Raw genomic sequence first — 19,382 nt, 5'->3', positions numbered from 1 at the left:
CTTGATCTGTCGATACGGAGATGGGGTCGAAGGCTGGACGTGACGCTATGTCGCCCACCAGAGTGTTATGGCGCATCGATGCAACAAAAAAGGCGGTCCAAAGACCGCCTTCTCCGTAAATCCATCAAAATGGAAATCTTATTCCGCTGCAGTTTCCGCAGCCTTTGCTGCTTCTTCTGCTGCCTTGGCTTCTGCTGCTTCGGCTGCTGCCTTTTCGGCGGCGAGAGCCTGTGCTGCTGCTACCTTTTCAGCTTCCAGACGTGCCTTTTCTTCGGCGACTGCCTGGCGCTCGGATTCGTTCAGCTTGCGGGCGCGCGTACCGGTGTTTTCAACGATACGGGCAGCCTTGCCGCGACGATCGCGCAGGTAGTAGAGCTTCGCGCGGCGAACCTTACCACGGCGAACGATTTCAACGCCTTCGACCAGCGGGGAGTAGATCGGGAATACGCGCTCGACGCCTTCGCCGTAGGAGATCTTGCGAACGGTAAAGCTCTCGGAAAGGCCGCCGCCGGAACGGGCGATGCAAACGCCTTCGTAAGCCTGAACGCGGGTACGGTTACCTTCGGTAACGCGCACGTTGACGCGCAGCGTGTCGCCCGGAGAAAACTCAGGCAGGGTGCGCTTTGCTTCGATCTTGGCAGCCTGTTCGGCTTCCAGCTGCTGAATGATATTGGTCATGTTAACCTCTGATTTCTTCTGAAACAGCCAGAGCGCTCAACGTTTCGTCTGTCGGTCAACGCCTTCAGACCATGCCGTGCGGCAGGAGCGGGTTCGCCATTCTTTGCTTGCGGTTAAAGGGGAAAACCCCAATTCCACGCGGGCACATACACGAGGCAGCGCCATTTGTCATCCCTTCATGACAATATTTTATCAATTGTGGGCGACGTACGGGCTGTTGCGAAGGTGCGTTTCCCCGGTTATGGCATGAAAACCTTGGGAGGGGCCATGTCCGTACTTATTATCATGATGCTGTTTGCGACCGGCTTTCTATCTGGCGTGGTCAATGCGATCGCCGGTGGCGGCACCTTTTTGACCTTCGGGGCGATGACGCTTGCAGGCCTGCCGCCGATTGTCGCCAATGCCACGTCGGCGATCGTGCAGTTTCCCGGTTACATCACCTCCGTGATCGCCTACGGGCCTGAAATCCGCGCCCACTGGCGCGAGGCGATCCTCCTGTCGGCCGTCTCCATCGTCGGCGGGCTGGCGGGGTCGCTTTTGCTCCTGTCGCTCGACAACCCCTCCTTCCGCCAGCTTGTGCCATGGTTGCTTCTGGCCGCAACCGTTGTTTTCGCCGCTGGCCCGTGGCTGCGACCGAAGGCCAGTGCCGAGCGTTCACCCGGTAATGTGCCGAGCCTCTTCTTTCAGGGGCTCGCCTCCATCTATGGTGGTTTTTTCGGGGCGGGCATGGGCATCATGATGCTGGCCATCCTCGGAATGACCTCGGGTGGCAGCTATCATCATCTGAATGCCCTGAAGAACCTGCTCTCGGTGGTGATCGCGATCATCGCCATTACGATCTTCGTCAGCGGCGGCGTCGTTTCCTGGTGGGCCGCCCTCATCATGTTCCCGGCGGCCGCGCTTGGCGGATATGTGGGGGTGCACACGGCAAGGCGGGTGCCGCAGTGGATCATCCGCTGGCTGGTCATTGCAGTCGGGCTGGTACTGACGGCCTATTATTTTTTCGCGGTTTAAACCTTGGCCTTTTCCAGCAGGTCGGGCCGTCTTTCCTTCGTCAACGCCAGCGCCTGCTCGTGCCGCCATTTGTCGATGACGGCGTGATTGCCAGAGGTGAGAACGGCTGGGATGTCGCGGCCTTCCCAGACCTGCGGACGGGTGTAGTGCGGATGCTCCAGAAGCCCTCCCTCGAAGCTCTCATGCACGCCTGAGAGATCGTTGCCCATGACGCCCGGCAGAATGCGGACAATGGCGTCCAGAAGCGTCAGGGCGGCCGGCTCGCCGCCGGAGAGAATGTAATCGCCGATCGACACTTCCTCCAACCCGCGCGCCTCTATGACCCGCTGGTCGACGCCTTCGAAGCGGCCACACACGATAATCGCGCCGTCGCCTGCCGCCAGTTCGCGCACTCGGTCCTGCGACAGTGGCCTGCCGCGCGGGCTCATCAGCAGACGCGGTCGCGTATCTCCATCTGAAACATGGTCGATGGCTGCGGCTAGAATGTCGGGTTTCAGCACCATGCCGGCGCCGCCGCCTGCCGGGGTGTCGTCCACGCTTCTGTGCCTGTCGGTGGCGAATTCACGGATCTGCACGGCCTCAAGTGACCATTGCTCGCGCTCCAGCGCCTTGCCCGCCAGCGAATATCCGAGATGCCCGGGAAACATTTCCGGGTAGAGCGTCAGAACTGTAGCCTTGAACGTCATGGCCTTATTTCTTGCCGAAAGGCGATGCGCCGGTTTCGTCTTTGTCGTCCGGATTGTCGATCAGGCCAGCGGCCATGGGATCGATGAGAATGCGTCTCGCCTCCAGATCGATTTCAAGCACGGCTGCTTCCGAAAAAGGGATGAGGGCGGGACGGCGGCCCGCACCTTTCAGCTCCAGGAGATCGCCTGCGCCGAAATCGTAAACGGCGCTGACGGCGCCATAGCTTTTGCCTTCGGCATCGACGGCTTCCAGCCCTTCGAGGTCGGCATAATAAAATTCGTCGTCGTCCAGCTCGTCATCCGGCAGATTGTCGCGTTCGATGAACAGTTCGAGCCCGTTCAGGCTTTCCGCCGCATTGCGGTCGTTGATACCCCTGAAGCGGACGACAACCACATTCTTGCCCTCGCGCACTTCCAGAATTTCGAAGACGCGGCCATCGGCGCTCACCAGATTGCCGTAATCGCCGAGCGCCATCGGTTCGTCCGTATAGGTGCTGACGCGGACTTCGCCGCGCAATCCCTGTGCGCCGCCGATCTTTGCCATGAGTATCGGGTTTTCCAGCTTTGCCATCGGGCCGTCCGTCTTCTGGTGTTGGTTGCGTCTGGTTTACAGCATCAGCGTGAAAATCGGAATCGATTTTCACAGGGCACGATGCGCAGATCCAACGCGTTAGAGCATAGTTCCTGACGCTCTAAAGTTTGTTGATACCAAAATAAACAAAAAACGGGCGGCATGGAAAACCACGCCACCCGTTCTCTAAAATTCTATTGCAGATTATTCTGCAGCAGAAGCTTCTGCTGCGGCAGCAGCTGCGTCTTCAGCCTTCTGCTTCTTTTCTGCAACGCGTTCCAGAGCGCGCTTGCCCGGCAGTGCCTTTTCCGGGTTGCTGCGAGCGGCGCGATCGGCAAGGCCTGCCTCTGCGAGGAAGCGCAGAACGCGGTCGGTCGGCTGTGCGCCCTTGGCGATCCATTCCTTGATGAGGTCAGCCTTCAGCTCGATGCGCTGCGGGTTGTCCTTGGCGAGCATCGGGTTCCAGGAACCGACCTTCTCCAGGAAACGGCCGTCGCGGGGCGAACGGGCGTCAGCAACGACGATCTGGTAGTACGGGCGCTTCTTGGAACCACCGCGTGCGAGACGAATTTTAAGTGCCATGTTATTTACTCCTTGAGATAGCTTGTCCGCCGGTTAGGCGGTCTTTTCATTACCGCCATGTTCGGCGGCTATTGCTTCATGATGCCGGATGACTTCCTTGATGACGAAGTTTAGAAACTTCTCGGCGAAATCCGGATCCAGATTTGCATCCTTTGCCAGACGGCGAAGGCGTTCGATCTGGTATTCCTCGCGCGCCGGGTCCGCCGGCGGCAAATTGTATTTTGCCTTCAGCACGCCCACCGCCTTGGTACAGCGGAAACGTTCGGCAAGAATGTGAACCAGTGCGGCATCGATATTGTCGATCGACTGGCGGTATTCGGAAAGCTGGGCTTTCACTTCTGCGTTGTTCACTGGCGTCGCCCTCACTTCTTTTTCGGGAAGCCGGGCAGGCCCGGCATGCCGCCAAGACCCGGCAGCTTTGTCCCGCCCAGACCGGGTAGCCCGCCGGGCAGACCACCGAGACCGGGCACTGCGCCCGGCTTGCCAAGACCGGCGGCTTCAGCCTGTTTTTGAAGCGCTTCGAGCTGCTTCGGGTCGATGTTCGACAGATCAGGCATGCCGCCGCCCATCATGCCACCAAGCCCCATCTTGCCCGCAAGGCCGCCCATCATCTGCTTCATGATGCCGCCCTTGCCCTTGCCGCCCATGGCTTTCATCATGTCGGCCATGCCACGGTGCATCTTCAAAAGCTTGTTGATTTCGGCGGCATCGGTGCCGGAACCGGCGGCGATGCGCTTTTTGCGGCTGTGTTTGAGGATATCGGGATTGGCGCGTTCGGCCTTGGTCATCGACGAGATGATGGCGATCTGGCGGTCGAACATCTTGTCGTTGAGGCCTGCGGAAGCCATCTTGTCCTTCATGCCGGCCATGCCGGGCATCAGCCCCATGATGCCGCCCATGCCACCCATCTTCTTCATCTGGGCAAGCTGGTCGGAGAGATCGTTGAGGTCGAACTTGCCCTTGGCCATCTTCTCGGCCATGGCACGGGCTTTTTCCGCATCGATGTTTTCGGCAGCCTTCTCGACCAGCGAAACGATGTCGCCCATGCCGAGAATACGGTCGGCGATACGGCGCGGATGGAACTCGTCGAGTTCGTTCATGCGCTCGCCGATACCGATCAGCTTGATCGGCTTGCCGGTGACGGCGCGCATGGAGAGGGCCGCACCACCGCGCCCGTCGCCATCCATACGGGTGAGCACGAGACCGGTGATGCCGACGCGTTCATCGAAGTTGCGCGCCAGATTGACGGCGTCCTGACCGGTCAGCGAATCCGCGACCAGCAGGATTTCATGCGGGTTGGACTTCTTCTTGATGTCGGCCATTTCCAGCATCAAGGGTTCGTCGATATGGGTGCGGCCGGCGGTGTCGAGAATGACGACGTCATGGCCGCCAAGCTTTGCGGCCTGCACGGCGCGTGCGGCGATATCTGTCGGCGACTGGCCGGCGATGACCGGCAGCGTGTCGACACCGGTCTGCACGCCCAGCTGGCGAAGCTGTTCCTGTGCGGCCGGACGACGCGTGTCGAGAGATGCCATCAGCACCTTCTTCTTGTCGCGGTCGGTCAGGCGCTTGGCGATCTTGCCTGTGGTCGTGGTCTTGCCCGAACCCTGCAGACCCACCATCATGATGACGACGGGGGCGGCCGCATGCAGGTCGATCGAGACGCCTTCGGTGCCGAGCATCTCGACAAGTTCGTCATGCACGATCTTGACGACCATCTGGCCGGGCTTGATGGATTTCAGAACGGCTGCGCCGACAGCCTTTTCGCGCACCTTGTCGGTGAAGGAACGCACGACTTCCAGCGCAACGTCCGCTTCCAGAAGCGCACGGCGAACCTCGCGCAGGGCGGCGGCAACATCGGCTTCCGTCAGCGCGCCACGGCCGGTCAGTCCATTCAGAATGGAACCAAGGCGGTCCTGGAGGTTTTCAAACATCGTTTCTTCCTTCTTCGTTCCGGGATCTCCGAAACGTCGGTGCTTTCGCTGCCAAAAACAAGACGCAAAGCCAAAAAGCACCCGAGGGCGCATCGCGCTGTCGGGTGTTGACCTCCGGGATCTCTTTATACCTTTGCGGGTCCCGGTCGGCGGCTTGGAGTCATGAAACTGCCAGCTGATTGGCCGCGATAAACAGGAAAGTGCCGTGAAAGTCAAGACAGTGCCGGTTTTCATGCGGCAAAGCGTGCCTTGTCATCTTTACGTGATCAGACGAAAGCTGCGATGGCGGTGCTTGAACGGCGTCGCCTGGCTTCCTATACCTTTCCCATGAAACGTCGAAACTTCTTTCGTTTTTCCGCACTTGGTCTGCTTGCTCTTGCGGGCGGCGGCCTGTTTGCGCGCCGCTCTAACGCCAGCGCCTATTATAGTGGGCCGGTCTCCGATCATTTCGACGGGGTGCGTTTCTTCAATCCCGGCGGTTCGCCGCCCGGCAATTTCATGGGCCTCCTGAAATGGCGCTTCAACGGTGAGCGCGCCACGTGGCCGGAAAACTACCCCAGCCCGTTTCCGTTCGCAAAGCCGGAGCCCCGCATCGACGGCAAGGACATTCGCGTCACCTTCGTCGGTCACGCCTCCTTTCTCATCCAGACGGCAGGGCTGAATATTCTCATCGATCCGGTGTGGTCGCAGCGTACCAGCCCGTTCAGCTTCGCCGGTCCCAAACGCGTCAACCCGCCCGGCATCCGTTTTGAGGATTTGCCGCCGATCGATCTGGTGCTGGTGACGCATAATCACTACGACCATCTGGATATGGAAACGCTGAAGCGCCTGCATGTCGCGCACAAGCCGCTTTTCATCACGCCGCTTGGCAATGACTCCATCATCCGCACCGGCGTCGAGGCAGCGCGCATCAAGGTGGGGGACTGGGGCGATGTCCTTGAGATTGGTTCGGTCAAAATTCATTTCGAGCCGTGCCACCATTGGTCGGCGCGTGGGCTGAATGACCGGCGCATGGCGCTGTGGGCGGCCTTCGTCATCGAAACGCCTTATGGCAAGATTTATCATATCGGCGATACCGGCTTCCACGACGGCCTCAATTATCACGCCGCGCGCAAGAAACACGGTGAGTTCCGTCTCGCCAACCTGCCTTTCGGCGCCTATGAGCCGCGCTGGTTCATGAAGGGCCAGCACCAGAACCCGGCGGAAGCGGTGGAAGGCATGAAGATCTGCGGTGCGGCACATGTCTGCGGCCACCATTGGGGCACTGTGCAACTGACCGATGAAGCGGTCGAAGCTCCTCTTGTCGCGCTGAAGGCAGCGCTTGCTGAGCAAGGGATAGAGGAGAGCCGCTTCCAGCCCATGCGGCCCGGCGAAGTCTTCGACGTACCTTCCGCCTGAGCGGCTCAGCGGTTTGCGCCGCAACAGTCTGGTAATTTGCCGCCCTTTCCGCCATATAGAGCGAAAGTGCGGGCAAAGCCCGTCTTTATTCCGGTTTCAGGTGGTTTTCAGGTTCAGTACGATGGCGGACACGGTCGAATTTGCGAAGATGAACGGGCTTGGCAACAAGATCCTCGTTGTCGACATGCGCGGCCGCAGGGATATGGTGACGCCTGCGGCGGCCATCGCGCTCAATGCCGATCCCGCCACGCAGTTCGATCAGATCATGGCGATCCACGATCCGCGTGTCGGCGGCACCGATGCATTCATCGATATCCTCAATTGCGACGGCACGAAGGCGCAGGCCTGCGGCAACGGCACGCGCTGCGTGGTGCAGGCGCTGTCCTCTGAAACCGGCAAGACCACCTTCACCTTCCAGACGGTGGCGGGCATCCTGAACGCCGTTGAGCATGAAGACGGCATGATTTCCGTTGATATGGGCCTGCCGCGTTTTCGCTGGAGCGACATTCCGCTTTCTGAAGAGTTCCACGATACGAGCCGCATCGAGTTGCAGATCGGGCCGATCGACGCGCCAATCCTGCATTCGCCCGCCGTCATGTCCATGGGAAACCCGCACGCCATTTTCTGGGTGGATCGCGATCCGATGGAGTTCGATCTGGAGCGCTTCGGCCCGCTTCTGGAAAACCACCCGATGTTCCCTGAAAAGGCCAATATCACGCTGGCGCAGGTTATTTCCGACAGTGCGCTTCGCACCCGCACCTGGGAGCGCGGCGCCGGGCTGACGCTCGCCTGCGGTTCTGCCGCATGTGCCGCTGCCGTTTCCGCTGCGCGCACCGGCCGCACGGGCAGGAAAGTCACCATCGATGTCGCCTCCAGCCATGTGCGTGTGCCGCTGACAATTGAATGGCGCGAGGACAACCACGTCATCATGACGGGGCCGGCCGAATGGGAGTGGTCCGGCATGGTCGATCCCATCAGCGGCGCCTGGTCGCGCGATGCCGTGGCTGAGCAGGGGGCCATATGAGCGGCGTCGAGGTCATAACCTTCGGCTGCCGTCTCAATACCTATGAATCGGAAGTGATGCGGGCGGAGGCCGAAAAGGCCGGACTCAACAATGCCGTCTTGGTCAATACCTGCGCGGTGACGGGCGAGGCGGTGCGCCAGGCGCGCCAGGCCATCCGTCGGGCAAGGCGCGACAACCCGCATGCGCGCATCATCGTGACCGGCTGTGCTGCCCAGACTGAAAAACAGACCTTTGCCGAGATGCCCGAAGTGGATGCGGTGCTGGGCAATGAGGAAAAGCTGAAAAGCGCCTCCTATCGCGCACTGCCGGATTTCGGCGTTTCGGCGGAAGAAAAGCTGCGCGTCAACGACATCATGAGCATCAAGGCGACGGCGCCGCAGATGGTCAAGCACATTGACGGGCATGTCCGTGCCTTCATTCAAGTGCAGAACGGCTGCGATCATCGCTGTACCTTCTGCATCATTCCCTATGGGCGGGGCAATTCCCGCTCCGTGCCGATGGGCGCTGTGGTCAAGCAGGCGCGCAGGCTGGTGGAAAGCGGCTATTCCGAAATCGTGCTGACCGGGGTGGATGCTACCAGCTACGGTGCCGACCTGCCGGGCGAACCTTCGCTAGGGCTTCTTGCCAAGACATTGCTGAAGCAGGTGCCGGAAATCTTGAGACTTCGGCTATCCTCGATCGACAGCATCGAGGCCGACCACCATCTGATGGATCTGATTGCAGGTGAGGCGCGTTTCATGCCGCATCTTCACCTGTCCCTCCAGCATGGCGACGACATGATCCTGAAACGCATGAAACGCCGTCATCTGCGGGCCGATGCCATCCGTTTCTGTCACGAGGTGCGGTCGCTCCGGCCGGATATCGCATTCGGTGCTGATATGATCGCCGGTTTTCCGACCGAGAACGAAGAGATGTTCGAAAACGCCGCGACGCTTGCGGAAGAATGCGGCATTTCCAGCCTGCACGTATTTCCCTACAGCCCGCGTGCCGGCACGCCGGCGGCGCGTATGCCGCAGCTCGACCGTGCGCTGGTGAAGGAGCGGGCGGCGAGGCTTCGTGAACGTGGCGAGGCACTCAGGCTCGTGCATCTGCAAAACATGCTCGGTTCGACGCAAACGATCCTCGTTGAAAACACCGGTTTTGCGCATACCGACAATTTCACGCTGGTGGCGGCGCCCGATCTTCTCCCGCGCACTCTTGCGCAGGTTGAGATTACCGGCCACAACGGCAAACATCTGAACATGAAGCTTCTCGCAGCGGACGCGGCCTGAAGCGGCACAGGAAAAGACACGGGAACGACCATGGCCCTCGGCTTCATCAAAAAAGTCTTTTCTTTCGGCAAGGACAAGGCCGGGACTGACGGCAAGCCGCAAGAGGATTCCGCGCTTGAACGCGCCAGAGAAAATGTCTCTTTCGATGAGGCACTGAGCGAAGCCGAAGCACATCCAATTGTCGAGAAAGACCCGGTTTCCGAACTGGAGATCGAGACGGCCGGTGGGCCTGCTCCGGATGCCGATGCGGCCCTTTCCGACGACCAGGAGGAAGAGGACGCGCCGCTTCTGCCCGGTGCCGAGCAGGCCGGAGACATCGGCGTTGTTCCGCTGTCGCTGTTGCAGGCCGAAGCCGCCGCCGAAGAACAGGCCGAGGTTTTGCCCGAAGCTGCCGATGCCGTGCTCGATGCAGATGCGATGGATGCGCTGCTCGATGAGGCGGAGGCTGCCGGTGCCGTTGAGCCCTCTGCCGTTTCGCCGATCTTGCCGAAAGGTTTTGCGGCGGCAAGCGAGCGCGAAGAGCCTGTCGCCGAAGCGCCGCAGCCGAAGCTTAGCTGGTTCCAGCGCCTGCGGGCCGGGCTTGCGCGCACCTCCTCGCAACTTACCACCCAGATTTCGGCGCTGTTCACCAAGCGCAAGCTGGATGAGGATACGCTCGACGAACTGGAAGACCTTCTCATCCAGTCGGATCTGGGTGTCGAGACCGCCATGCGCATCACGGGCGCCTTGTCTTCGGAACGTTACGGCAAGGATGTCAGCGGCGAGGATGTGGCGCGCATCATGGCGGGTGAGATCACCAAGGTCCTGAAACCTGTCGCCAAGCCGCTGGAACTCGATCTTTCACACAAGCCGCATGTCATTCTCGTCGTCGGCGTGAACGGCACTGGCAAAACCACGACCATCGGCAAGCTCGCCTCCAAGCTCTCGGGCTCTGGCCTCAAGGTCATGCTCGCGGCCGGCGATACGTTCCGTGCGGCGGCAATCGAGCAGCTCAAGATCTGGGCGGATCGCACCGGCTCGCAATTCATTGGCACCAAGCTCGGTGCGGATGCCTCGGGTCTCGCTTACGACGCCTATGAGCAGGCGCGTGCGCAAAAAAGCGATGTGCTCATCATTGATACTGCCGGCCGTTTGCAGAACAAGACGGAGCTGATGGCGGAGCTGGAAAAGATCGTGCGCGTGCTCGGCAAGCTCGATCCCGATGCGCCGCATACCGTGCTTCAGACACTGGACGCCACGACCGGGCAGAACGCCTTGAACCAGGTGGAGATATTCCGCAATGTTGCGGGTGTTTCGGGCCTGATTATGACAAAATTGGATGGCACGGCGCGGGGCGGTATCCTCGTGGCCATTGCCGCCAAACACAAGCTGCCGGTGTATTTCATTGGTGTGGGTGAAGGCGTGGACGATCTGGAGCCCTTCGAGGCGGAAGATTTCGCCAAGGCCATTGCGGGAGTTTGAGTATGGATATTGAAAGCAATTCCAAGGAAAGCGAAAAGATGGTGGCGGAAATCAGCCCGCTCCTGAAATTCGTGCTCGAGCTTGGCCCGCTTATGGTGTTCTTTTTCGCCAATTCCCGCGGCGAATGGCTGGCCTCCACTTTTCCGGTACTGACGGAGTTCGGCGGGCCGATCTTCATCGCCACCGGCCTGTTCATGATCGCAACCGCAATTGCGCTTTCCGTCTCATGGATGCTGACGCGCAAGCTGCCGATCATGCCGCTGATATCAGGCATTGTGGTTCTCGTGTTCGGTGCGCTGACGCTGTGGCTGCAGAACGATACCTTCATCAAGATGAAGCCAACCATCGTCAATGCGCTGTTCGGCGTCATTCTGCTGGGCGGCCTGTTTTTCGGCCAGTCGCTGCTTGGCTATGTCTTCAATTCGGCCTTCAGGCTGAACGATGAGGGCTGGCGCAAGCTGACGCTGCGCTGGGGCGTGTTCTTCCTCTTTCTCGCCGTGCTGAACGAGGTGGTCTGGCGCATGTTCTCAACCGACGCCTGGGTTGCGTTCAAGGTGTGGGGCACGATGCCGATCACGATCATCTTCACCATGGCGCAAATGCCGCTCGTCATGCGTCATTCGCTCGAACCGTTGAACAAGGACGAAAAATGACAGTTGCAGAGATGCCGGCTTCCCGTCCGCGCTCGTTCAAATGGTTCGGTGTCGCCGCCGGACTTCTTCTCCTGCAGATCGTCATCCTCTATGCCATGGGCCGCATTCCCATTTGCGAATGCGGTTATGTGAAGCTGTTCGAACCCGGTGTGAACACGCCGGGCAATTCCCAGCATCTTGCCGACTGGTACACGCCCTCACACATTATCCACGGCTTCCTGTTTTACGGGCTCGCCTGGCTGCTGTTTCGCAAGAAACCCCTTTCCATGCGGCTTTCTTTTGCGGTTTTGATAGAGGCAGCGTGGGAAATTCTCGAAAACTCGCCGCTCATCATCGATCGTTACCGCACGGCGACCATGGCGCTGGGTTATACCGGCGACAGCATCCTGAACTCCGCGATGGACACCGTTTTCATGGCGCTGGGTTTCCTCTTCGCCGCCCGCGTGCCGGTGTGGCTGACGGTTGTGATCGCCATCTTCTTTGAAATCTTCACCGGCTGGCTGATCCGCGATAATCTGACGCTGAACGTAGTGATGCTTGTCTGGCCCGTCGAAGCGATCAAGCAATGGCAGAACGCGCTCCCGCCAATGTGAAGATATCTGCCCGTACGTGCGTCGGAAAGGCACGAAAACCCTGCGTTATATGCAAGTTTTCTTAAGGGCATTGCGGTAGTGTCCGGGCTCAAAGGCTCGTCTTTCCGTCCGGCAGAACACTGTGCAAGATAATTTCGCCTACCTTCTCCCCTTCATCATGCTGACATTCGGTGTGGTATTCCTGTTCCTGCAGAGGACAGGCCACGCTTCGGCGCGATATTGGGGTTTCGGATATCTTTCGGCGGCGTTTGGTTTTGCCGCACCTCTGGTGCTTCGCGGCTTGCCCTTCGAAGTGCAGGCGATCGTCTCGAACCTGTTGTTCTTTTCTGCGTTTTTTCTCTACGGCCATGCGCTGCTCATCCATTTCGGACGGCCGCTTTATACGACGGCGCGACTGTCGATCGTGGCTGCGGCGGTTTTGCTGGTCTCGTTCCATGTCTTCATCACACCGGATCTGAAACGTGAGCTGGTCATCGGTGATCTTGTCTGCGCCCTGCTGCTCGCTATCCCGGTCTGGATCGTGCGGAAGCGGCCCCTGGCGCTTGCAGACAGGCTGATGGTGGCGATTGCGTCACTCGTGGTGCTCGAAACGCTGGTGCGCATCGGCATGTTGCTGGTGATGACGCCGAACGGTTCGATGATCGAACTAAGCGAATTCTTCGAATCCGATTATGCTTTCTACATGCAGCTTGCCGCGAGCATATTCGGCTTTCTGCTTGCGCTATCCGTACTTGCGAGCCAGATTTCCGTGACTGTCGACCGGCACCTGCAAGCGGCTGAGCACGATCCGCTGACGGATGTGCTGAACCGCCGTGGGTTCGACCGGCGCGTTCCCGATTTTCGCAGTGGGACACCAATAGGCGCAGTAATTGCGTGCGACATAGACCATTTTAAGCGTATCAACGATGACTATGGCCACGCCGCCGGTGATATCGTTCTCATCGGCCTTTCGGACCTTCTCAGGAAAAGCGCGCGTAGCGACGCTCTGGTGGCGCGTTTCGGTGGCGAGGAATTCGTGGTTTTCCTGCCCGGCCACACCGCCGCCGCGGCCGGTCACCTTGCCAATGCCATGCGTTTGAACCTTCTGTCGCTGGATTGGCGTAGCCGTGGCGTGTCCACCAAGGTCACGGCAAGCTTCGGCGTTTCAGCTGTTGCGAGGGGAGATCATTCAATTCACGATGCGATCAAACGCGCTGACGACAGCCTGTATGCGGCAAAGCGTGGTGGCCGCAATCAGGTCGTGCTTGAAGGAATGGGTTTGCAGGCGACAGCCGAAGGGCCGTCGCTAAGGGTGATTTCCAAGGCATAGTATCGTTCGGCGCGCGGGCTATTTTCCGGCCGCAGCGGTGATCGCCGGCAATAAATCCCGCTCGACGCTGCGGGCATCGAAGGGGCCGACCTTTTTGTAGAGGATCGTGCCGTCGGCGCCGACCAGATAGCTTTCAGGGATACCATAGACACCCCAGTCGATCGCGGCCTTGCCGTTCGGGTCGACGCCTATCGCGGCAAAGGGATTGCCGAGTTCGCCGAGAAAACGAAGCGCGTTGTCCGGTTTGTCCTTATAGTTGATGCCGACGACGGTGATGCGTTTGTCTTTCGCCAATTCCTGAAGGATGGGATGCTCCTGACGGCACGGAATGCACCAGGAGGCGAAGACGTTGACCAGCGTCAGCTTACCCTTGACGGCGGCATCGTTGAGGGCCGGCAGGTTTGAGCCTTCCAGCGGCGGCAGCGACAGTGCGGGCGCCTTGGTTCCGATGAGCGCCGATGGAATGGCGCTGATATCCAGCCCGTTGACGTCCTGATCGTAGAGCATCTTGCCGGCGATAATGGCAAAACCGCCGAAAAGCAGAAGCGGCAGAAGCGCCAGGGCATATCGTGTGCGCCCCGTGCTTTTGGCTTTGGTGTTCTGGTCCTGGCTGGCCTGCGTCATCGGGTTTCACCCGCAGAAGCGGCTTTTGCCCTGCGGCGCACGCCGGATGCTTCCAGTTCTTTCAGTTCCCGTTTGCGCGCCTGACCATCCAGAATGACCCAGGCGATGAGACAGAGGACGACAAGGCCGGTCGCCGCATAGGACATGCCGATATAAAAGGCGTGTGTCATGTTGTCATGCCTCCCGGTTTGCCATGCGGGCGGCAAGCCGCCGTTGGGCTGCCACGCGCCGGCGCCAGATTTCGTTACGCATTGCGGCGATGTGCAACGTGAAGAACAGTAGCGTGAAGCCGATCGCCATGGTCAGAAGCGGCCAGAGAAACTCCGAATCGATTGCCGAGCCGCCCATGCGGATGACGCTTGCCGGCTGGTGAAGCGTGTTCCACCATTCAACTGAAAACTTGATGATGGGAATATTCACAAAACCAACGAGGATGAGCACGGCGCTGACACGGGCGGCTCTGGAAGGGTCGTCCATGGCGCGGTTGAGCGCTATCAGGCCAAGATACATCAGAAAAAGCACGAAGACGGACGTCAGCCGCGCGTCCCATACCCACCAGGTTCCCCACATGGGTTTACCCCAGAGCGAGCCGGTAACAAGCGCAATCAGCGTGAAGGCAGCGCCTATGGGTGCGGCCGCCTTGTGGCTGACATCCGCAACCGGATGACGCCAGACGAGCGTGCCGATCGCTGAGACCGCCATGACGGTATAACACATCATCGAAAGCCAGGCGGACGGGACATGCACATACATGATGCGCACGGTATAACCCTGCTGGTAGTCGCCCTCTGTCGTGAAAGACAGATAGAGACCGGCGGCCAGCACCAGTGCCGTCAGGACCGCAAGCCAGGGCAGAATGCGTGCCGAGAGCGCCAGAAACCGCGTGGGATTGGCGAGATCACTGAATTTGGTGATGGTGAAAGTCTGCTCGTTCATGCCGTTTGTGTAACCCGAGAATGGCTGCCCCGCAATTGATCGCCGTCAATCGTAGATCGGCAATTGCGGTTTCATCAATCCATAACATTGCGCAATGCCAAAGCGGCAAAGAAAGGACCGGTCACGGCTGAAAATAACGTGATCGCGCAGAGAATGAGGAAGGGCGGCAGAAAGGGTGCCGGATCCTGCACCGCCGCATAGGACGCGCTGACGCCGAAGATCAGAACCGGAATGGCCAATGGCAGCACCAGGATGGAGACCAGAAGGCCGCCGCGCGGCAAGGCAACGGCGACAGCGGCACCCACCGCGCCGATGAAGGTAATGGCGGGCGATCCGACAAGGAGTGTGAGCATCACCGCGCCGATCGCCACTTCGTCCATATTCATGAACAGGCCGATGAGCGGCGAGGCGATGACCAGTGGCAGACCCGTTCCCACCCAATGTGCCAGGCATTTGACGAGCACGGTCAGCACAAGCGGGTTTTCCTGCATGAGTATGAGGTCTAGCGAGCCGTCATCCCGCTCTGCCTGAAACAGCCTGTCGAGGCCGAGGAGGGTGGAGAGCAGCGCGCCGATCCAGACGATGGCCGGGCCGATGCGTGCAAGCAGATTGAGATCAGGCCCGACACCGAAGGGGATGACGGCGACAACGGTCATGAAGAACAAGACGCCGATCAGCGCGCCACCGCCGGCGCGGATGGAGAGTTTCAGGTCGCGGAGGAAGAGGGCGGTCATTGGGAGTGCTCCGTGCGTGGGTCTTCACCCCCCTCTGCCCTGCCGGGCATCTCCCCCACAGGGAGGGAGATCGATCTGCGGCAAGATTTCGCCCGTCGCGCAGTTTTCGGATGGAGCGGCGAAGGTGCCTCCTGCTGATCTTCCCCCTTGTGGGGGAGATGCCCGGCAGGGCAGAGGGGGGTATACCCCCCGCGCATAGCCCTCATGCCCAAGCCTCCACACCTGCAAAGCCCGTCATCTGCAATTCCCGCGCATTGTCGAGCCCAAGAGGCTGATGGGTCGCAGCCATGACGATGCCGCCTCTCCTCAGGTGGCTCTTGACCAGATCCGTAAACATGCCGTCCGCTGCTTTGTCGAGCGCCGCTGTCGGCTCGTCGAGAATCCACACCGGCCGCCACGCGATCAAAAGCTTTGCCATGGCAAAACGTCGCTGCTGGCCTGCGGATAGGTAACCGAAGGGCAGGTGGGTGATGCCCGCAAGGCCGACGATGTCTGCCGCCTCATCGATATCGACACCGGCGCCGCCGGCGAAGTCACCGAGAAAGTCTTTCCAGAACCGCAGATTCTCCGAAACCGTCAGTTCCGTTTTCATTGCGTTGCGATGGCCGAGGTAATGGCAGGCCTCCGATGGACGCATGTCCGCTTCTATTCCTTTGCCGGCTATCTTTACCCAGCCCTGCTCGGGGCGCAGCAGGCCGGCCACAGTGCGCAGAAGCGTGGATTTTCCCGAGCCGTTGCGGCCGGTCAGCACCAGCGCTTCGCCGTCACTTAACTTGAAGGAAATGTTCATGAATATGAAATCTTCGCCGCGTCGCACGCCAAGATTTTCCGCCGTCAAATCCATGCTGCGTTTCCGTATAAGATTTTCATCGTCTCGCATAAAAAAATCGATTTGATTTCCTGAATGGTCTGGCACGTTTCTGAGAAATTATCTATATGGGTGTCAACCACGCCAGCGGCCGGCGTGAACATCATCTTGCGCCGGACTTGACGATTGCGAGGAGCAATTTTCACGTGCGGACAGCGGAAATGGTCGTACCCGCATCCTGATGTGCATGAGTGCATAGGTGTCCGCACGCACGTGTTGGCTATCAGAGTAAGCGGGGTTTTTTATCCATGCCCAAATCACTCGACAGTTTTCATTGTCGTTCCGTCCTTACCGTTGATGGTAAGGACTACGTCTATTTCAGCCTTCCCAAGGCTGAGGCAAACGGCCTGAAGGGCGTTTCCAAGCTCCCCTATTCCATGAAAGTTCTTCTGGAAAACCTGCTTCGTTTCGAGGACGGCCAGTCCGTCACCAAGGAGCATATTCTGGCCGTTGCAGAGTGGCTGAACAATAAGGGCCTGACCGAAAACGAAATCGCTTATCGTCCCGCCCGCGTTCTCATGCAGGACTTCACCGGCGTTCCGGCTGTGGTCGATCTCGCCGCTATGCGCGATGCCATGGTGTCGCTCGGTGGCGACCCGGAAAAGATCAATCCGCTCGTTCCCGTCGACCTCGTGATTGACCACTCTGTTATCGTTGACGAATTCGGCACGCCGACGGCGTTTGCCCGAAACGTCGAGCTTGAATATGAGCGCAATGGCGAGCGTTACCGCTTCCTGAAGTGGGGCCAGCAGGCATTCAAGAACTTCCGCGTAGTTCCGCCCGGTACCGGCATCTGTCACCAGGTAAACCTCGAATATCTCGGCCAGACCGTCTGGACCAAGGAAGAGGACGGCGAAACGATCGCTTACCCGGATACCTGCGTCGGCACCGACAGCCACACCACCATGATCAATGGTCTTGGCGTTCTCGGCTGGGGCGTTGGCGGTATCGAGGCTGAAGCAGCGATGCTCGGCCAGCCTGTCTCCATGCTCCTGCCTGAGGTCATCGGCTTCAAGCTGACCGGCAAGGTGAAGGAGGGCGTGACTGCGACCGACCTCGTGCTGACCGTCGTGCAGATGCTGCGCAAGAAGGGCGTGGTTTCCAAATTCGTCGAATTCTTCGGCCCCGGCCTCGATTCGATGACGCTGGCCGACCGTGCCACCATCGGAAATATGGGTCCGGAATATGGCGCTACCTGCGGCTTCTTCCCGGTTGATGGCGAGACCATCAACTATCTGACCATGTCCGGTCGCACCAAGGATCGTATCGCGCTTGTCGAAGCCTATTCGAAGGCACAGGACATGTGGCGGACCGGCGACGGTTCCGACCTCGTCTTCACCGACACCCTTGAACTCGACCTCGGCGACGTCGTGCCATCCATGGCCGGTCCGAAGCGTCCGGAAGGCCGTCTGCCGCTCGAAACCATTGCACCGAATTTCGCGACGGCTCTCGAGAACGACTACAAGAAGCCCGGTCAGCTCCACAGCCGCTATGCGGTTGAGGGTGAGGAGTTCGATCTCGGCCATGGCGATGTGGCGATTGCCGCCATCACCTCCTGCACCAACACGTCCAACCCTTCCGTTCTCATCGCTGCCGGCCTTCTCGCCCGCAATGCGGTTGCCAAGGGTCTGAAGTCCCAGCCGTGGGTGAAGACCTCGCTGGCGCCGGGGTCGCAGGTCGTTGCCGAATATCTCGACAAGTCGGGTCTGCAGAAGGATCTCGATGCGATTGGCTTCAACCTCGTCGGTTTCGGCTGCACCACCTGCATCGGCAACTCCGGCCCGCTGCCCGCACCGATCTCCAAGACGATCAACGACAAGGGCCTGATCACGGCCGGCGTTCTTTCCGGCAACCGCAACTTCGAAGGCCGTATCTCGCCCGATGTTCAGGCGAACTATCTCGCCTCGCCGCCGCTCGTCGTGGCCTACGCGCTTGCCGGTACGGTCCAGAAGGACCTGACGAAGGAGCCGATCGGCGACGACCAGAACGGCAATCCGGTCTATCTCAAGGATATCTGGCCGACCTCGCAGGAAATCCAGGAATTTATCCTGAAATACGTCACCCGCGAACTTTACGAATCGAAGTACGCTGATGTCTTCAAGGGTGACGCGAACTGGCAGGCCGTTCAGGTTCCCCCGGGCCAGACCTATGCCTGGGACGACAAGTCGACCTATGTTCAGAACCCACCTTACTTCGTGGGCATGGGCAAGACCGGTACGGGCCTTACGAACATCAAGGGCGCCCGCGTTCTCGGTCTCTTCGGCGACAAGATCACAACCGACCACATTTCCCCGGCCGGTTCGATCAAGGCTGCTTCGCCCGCCGGCGCCTATCTGACGGAGCACGGCGTGGGCGTTGCCGACTTCAACCAGTACGGTACGCGTCGCGGCAACCATGAAGTCATGATGCGCGGCACCTTCGCCAATATCCGCATCCGCAACCACATGCTCGGCCCGAACGGCAAGGAAGGTGGCTACACCATCCACTATCCGTCGAAGGAAGAGATGTCGATCTACGACGCTGCCATGAAGTACAAGGCGGAGGGCGTTCCGCTCGTCATCTTCGCCGGTGTCGAATATGGCAACGGGTCTTCCCGCGACTGGGCGGCGAAAGGCACCAACCTGCTCGGCGTCAAGGCGGTCATCGCACAGTCCTTCGAGCGTATCCACCGCTCCAATCTCGTCGGCATGGGCGTCGTTCCCTTCGTCTTCGAGGAAGGCACGACCTGGGCAAGCCTTGATCTCAAGGGTGATGAAGTCGTCGAGATCGATGGTCTCGAAGGTGAAATCAAGCCGCGTGAAAAGAAGATCGCCAAGATCACCTACAGCGACGGTTCGGTGAAGGAAGTTCCGCTTCTTTGCCGCATCGATACGCTGGATGAAGTGATCTACATGAACAATGGCGGCATTCTGCAGACCGTTCTTCGCGATCTGGTTGCCTGACAAAGCTCAGACCAACAAAGGACGCCGGGATTTTTCCCGGCGTCTTTGCGTTTCATCATCTCTTTTTTTGTGATTGCCACTCACCCCTTCGTGACTTTCTATTG

Annotated in this window: 20 protein-coding genes; 9 read left to right on the top strand and 11 right to left on the bottom strand. The window is 59.5% G+C overall.

Going from position 1 to position 19,382, the window contains the following annotated elements:
* Positions 1-138: 138 nt before the first annotated feature.
* A complete protein-coding gene (gene rplS / locus ACQZ45_RS16820) occupies positions 139-678 on the bottom strand; it encodes a 50S ribosomal protein L19 (RefSeq protein WP_003492508.1) in 540 nt (179 codons plus the stop codon).
* A gap of 267 nt (positions 679-945) precedes the next feature.
* On the opposite strand from rplS, the gene ACQZ45_RS16815 reads away from it, so the two are divergent.
* The gene (locus tag ACQZ45_RS16815) at positions 946-1,692 is read left to right on the top strand and encodes a sulfite exporter TauE/SafE family protein (protein WP_013636926.1); all 747 of its coding nucleotides are present in this window, start codon (positions 946-948) and stop codon (positions 1,690-1,692) included.
* Here ACQZ45_RS16815 and trmD read toward each other — a convergent pair.
* From trmD to ffh, 5 genes are all read right to left on the bottom strand, one after another.
* The gene (gene trmD, locus ACQZ45_RS16810; RefSeq protein ID WP_013636925.1) at positions 1,689-2,378 is read right to left on the bottom strand and encodes a tRNA (guanosine(37)-N1)-methyltransferase TrmD; all 690 of its coding nucleotides are present in this window, start codon (positions 2,376-2,378) and stop codon (positions 1,689-1,691) included. The genes ACQZ45_RS16815 and trmD overlap by 4 nt on opposite strands.
* A gap of 4 nt (positions 2,379-2,382) precedes the next feature.
* Entirely contained in the window at positions 2,383-2,949 is a 567-nt protein-coding gene (gene rimM, locus ACQZ45_RS16805; protein ID WP_003516610.1) for a ribosome maturation factor RimM, read from the bottom strand.
* 204 nt (positions 2,950-3,153) lie between these two features.
* Positions 3,154-3,531 carry a 30S ribosomal protein S16 gene (gene rpsP, locus ACQZ45_RS16800; protein WP_003516612.1) on the bottom strand — a complete coding sequence of 126 codons (378 nt, stop codon included), beginning with the start codon at positions 3,529-3,531 and terminating at the stop codon, positions 3,154-3,156.
* A gap of 33 nt (positions 3,532-3,564) precedes the next feature.
* Positions 3,565-3,882, bottom strand: a complete 318-nt coding sequence (locus ACQZ45_RS16795) for a chorismate mutase (protein ID WP_013636924.1) — start codon at positions 3,880-3,882, stop codon at positions 3,565-3,567.
* An 11-nt stretch (positions 3,883-3,893) separates the two neighbouring features.
* Entirely contained in the window at positions 3,894-5,465 is a 1,572-nt protein-coding gene (gene ffh / locus ACQZ45_RS16790) for a signal recognition particle protein (RefSeq protein ID WP_113291844.1), read from the bottom strand.
* A 282-nt stretch (positions 5,466-5,747) separates the two neighbouring features.
* Here ffh and ACQZ45_RS16785 point away from each other — a divergent pair, with 282 nt between their 5' ends.
* The 7 genes from ACQZ45_RS16785 (at position 5,748) to ACQZ45_RS16755 (ending at position 13,174) form a co-directional block, all read left to right on the top strand.
* Positions 5,748-6,863 carry an MBL fold metallo-hydrolase gene (locus ACQZ45_RS16785; protein WP_162736204.1) on the top strand — a complete coding sequence of 372 codons (1,116 nt, stop codon included), beginning with the start codon at positions 5,748-5,750 and terminating at the stop codon, positions 6,861-6,863.
* A 121-nt stretch (positions 6,864-6,984) separates the two neighbouring features.
* Positions 6,985-7,887, top strand: coding sequence for a diaminopimelate epimerase (dapF, locus tag ACQZ45_RS16780; protein WP_113157526.1), 903 nt, complete (start codon positions 6,985-6,987; stop codon positions 7,885-7,887).
* Positions 7,884-9,158 (top strand): tRNA (N(6)-L-threonylcarbamoyladenosine(37)-C(2))-methylthiotransferase MtaB, encoded by a 1,275-nt coding sequence (gene mtaB, locus ACQZ45_RS16775; RefSeq protein ID WP_448742383.1) that lies wholly within the window; start codon positions 7,884-7,886, stop codon positions 9,156-9,158. The genes dapF and mtaB overlap by 4 nt, the downstream gene beginning before the upstream one ends.
* A 30-nt stretch (positions 9,159-9,188) precedes the next feature.
* Positions 9,189-10,619, top strand: a complete 1,431-nt coding sequence (ftsY, locus tag ACQZ45_RS16770; protein WP_065705167.1) for a signal recognition particle-docking protein FtsY — start codon at positions 9,189-9,191, stop codon at positions 10,617-10,619.
* 2 nt (positions 10,620-10,621) lie between these two features.
* Positions 10,622-11,272, top strand: a complete 651-nt coding sequence (locus ACQZ45_RS16765; protein WP_003516625.1) for a septation protein A — start codon at positions 10,622-10,624, stop codon at positions 11,270-11,272.
* Entirely contained in the window at positions 11,269-11,865 is a 597-nt protein-coding gene (locus ACQZ45_RS16760; RefSeq protein ID WP_003516627.1) for a DUF2585 domain-containing protein, read from the top strand. Before ACQZ45_RS16765 ends, ACQZ45_RS16760 begins: the two co-directional genes overlap by 4 nt.
* 121 nt (positions 11,866-11,986) lie before the next feature.
* Positions 11,987-13,174: a GGDEF domain-containing protein gene (locus tag ACQZ45_RS16755; protein WP_019566028.1), complete on the top strand. Its 1,188-nt coding sequence runs from the start codon at positions 11,987-11,989 to the stop codon at positions 13,172-13,174.
* 18 nt (positions 13,175-13,192) lie between these two features.
* Here ACQZ45_RS16755 and ACQZ45_RS16750 read toward each other — a convergent pair whose 3' ends face one another.
* The 5 genes from ACQZ45_RS16750 to ccmA form a co-directional block, all read right to left on the bottom strand.
* The gene (locus ACQZ45_RS16750; protein ID WP_013636917.1) at positions 13,193-13,798 is read right to left on the bottom strand and encodes a DsbE family thiol:disulfide interchange protein; all 606 of its coding nucleotides are present in this window, start codon (positions 13,796-13,798) and stop codon (positions 13,193-13,195) included.
* Positions 13,795-13,968, bottom strand: a complete 174-nt coding sequence (gene ccmD, locus ACQZ45_RS16745) for a heme exporter protein CcmD (RefSeq protein ID WP_003516630.1) — start codon at positions 13,966-13,968, stop codon at positions 13,795-13,797. Before ccmD ends, ACQZ45_RS16750 begins: the two co-directional genes overlap by 4 nt.
* Before the next feature lie 4 nt (positions 13,969-13,972).
* Positions 13,973-14,734 carry a heme ABC transporter permease gene (locus tag ACQZ45_RS16740; RefSeq protein WP_019566029.1) on the bottom strand — a complete coding sequence of 254 codons (762 nt, stop codon included), beginning with the start codon at positions 14,732-14,734 and terminating at the stop codon, positions 13,973-13,975.
* A 74-nt stretch (positions 14,735-14,808) separates the two neighbouring features.
* Positions 14,809-15,468, bottom strand: coding sequence for a heme exporter protein CcmB (gene ccmB, locus ACQZ45_RS16735; protein ID WP_003516632.1), 660 nt, complete (start codon positions 15,466-15,468; stop codon positions 14,809-14,811).
* A gap of 202 nt (positions 15,469-15,670) precedes the next feature.
* Complete coding sequence (gene ccmA / locus ACQZ45_RS16730; RefSeq protein ID WP_038492420.1) at positions 15,671-16,312, bottom strand: heme ABC exporter ATP-binding protein CcmA; 642 nt, start codon at positions 16,310-16,312, stop codon at positions 15,671-15,673.
* Positions 16,313-16,584: 272 nt separating this feature from the next.
* On the opposite strand from ccmA, the gene acnA reads away from it, so the two are divergent.
* Positions 16,585-19,278 carry an aconitate hydratase AcnA gene (gene acnA, locus ACQZ45_RS16725; protein ID WP_003516634.1) on the top strand — a complete coding sequence of 898 codons (2,694 nt, stop codon included), beginning with the start codon at positions 16,585-16,587 and terminating at the stop codon, positions 19,276-19,278.
* Positions 19,279-19,382 lie beyond the last annotated feature (104 nt).

Source organism: Agrobacterium sp. 16-2014-1-2a, assembly GCF_053522705.1.
The sequence above is the reverse complement of the archived record's forward strand: the minus strand, read 5'-3'. Positions and strand labels throughout refer to the sequence as shown.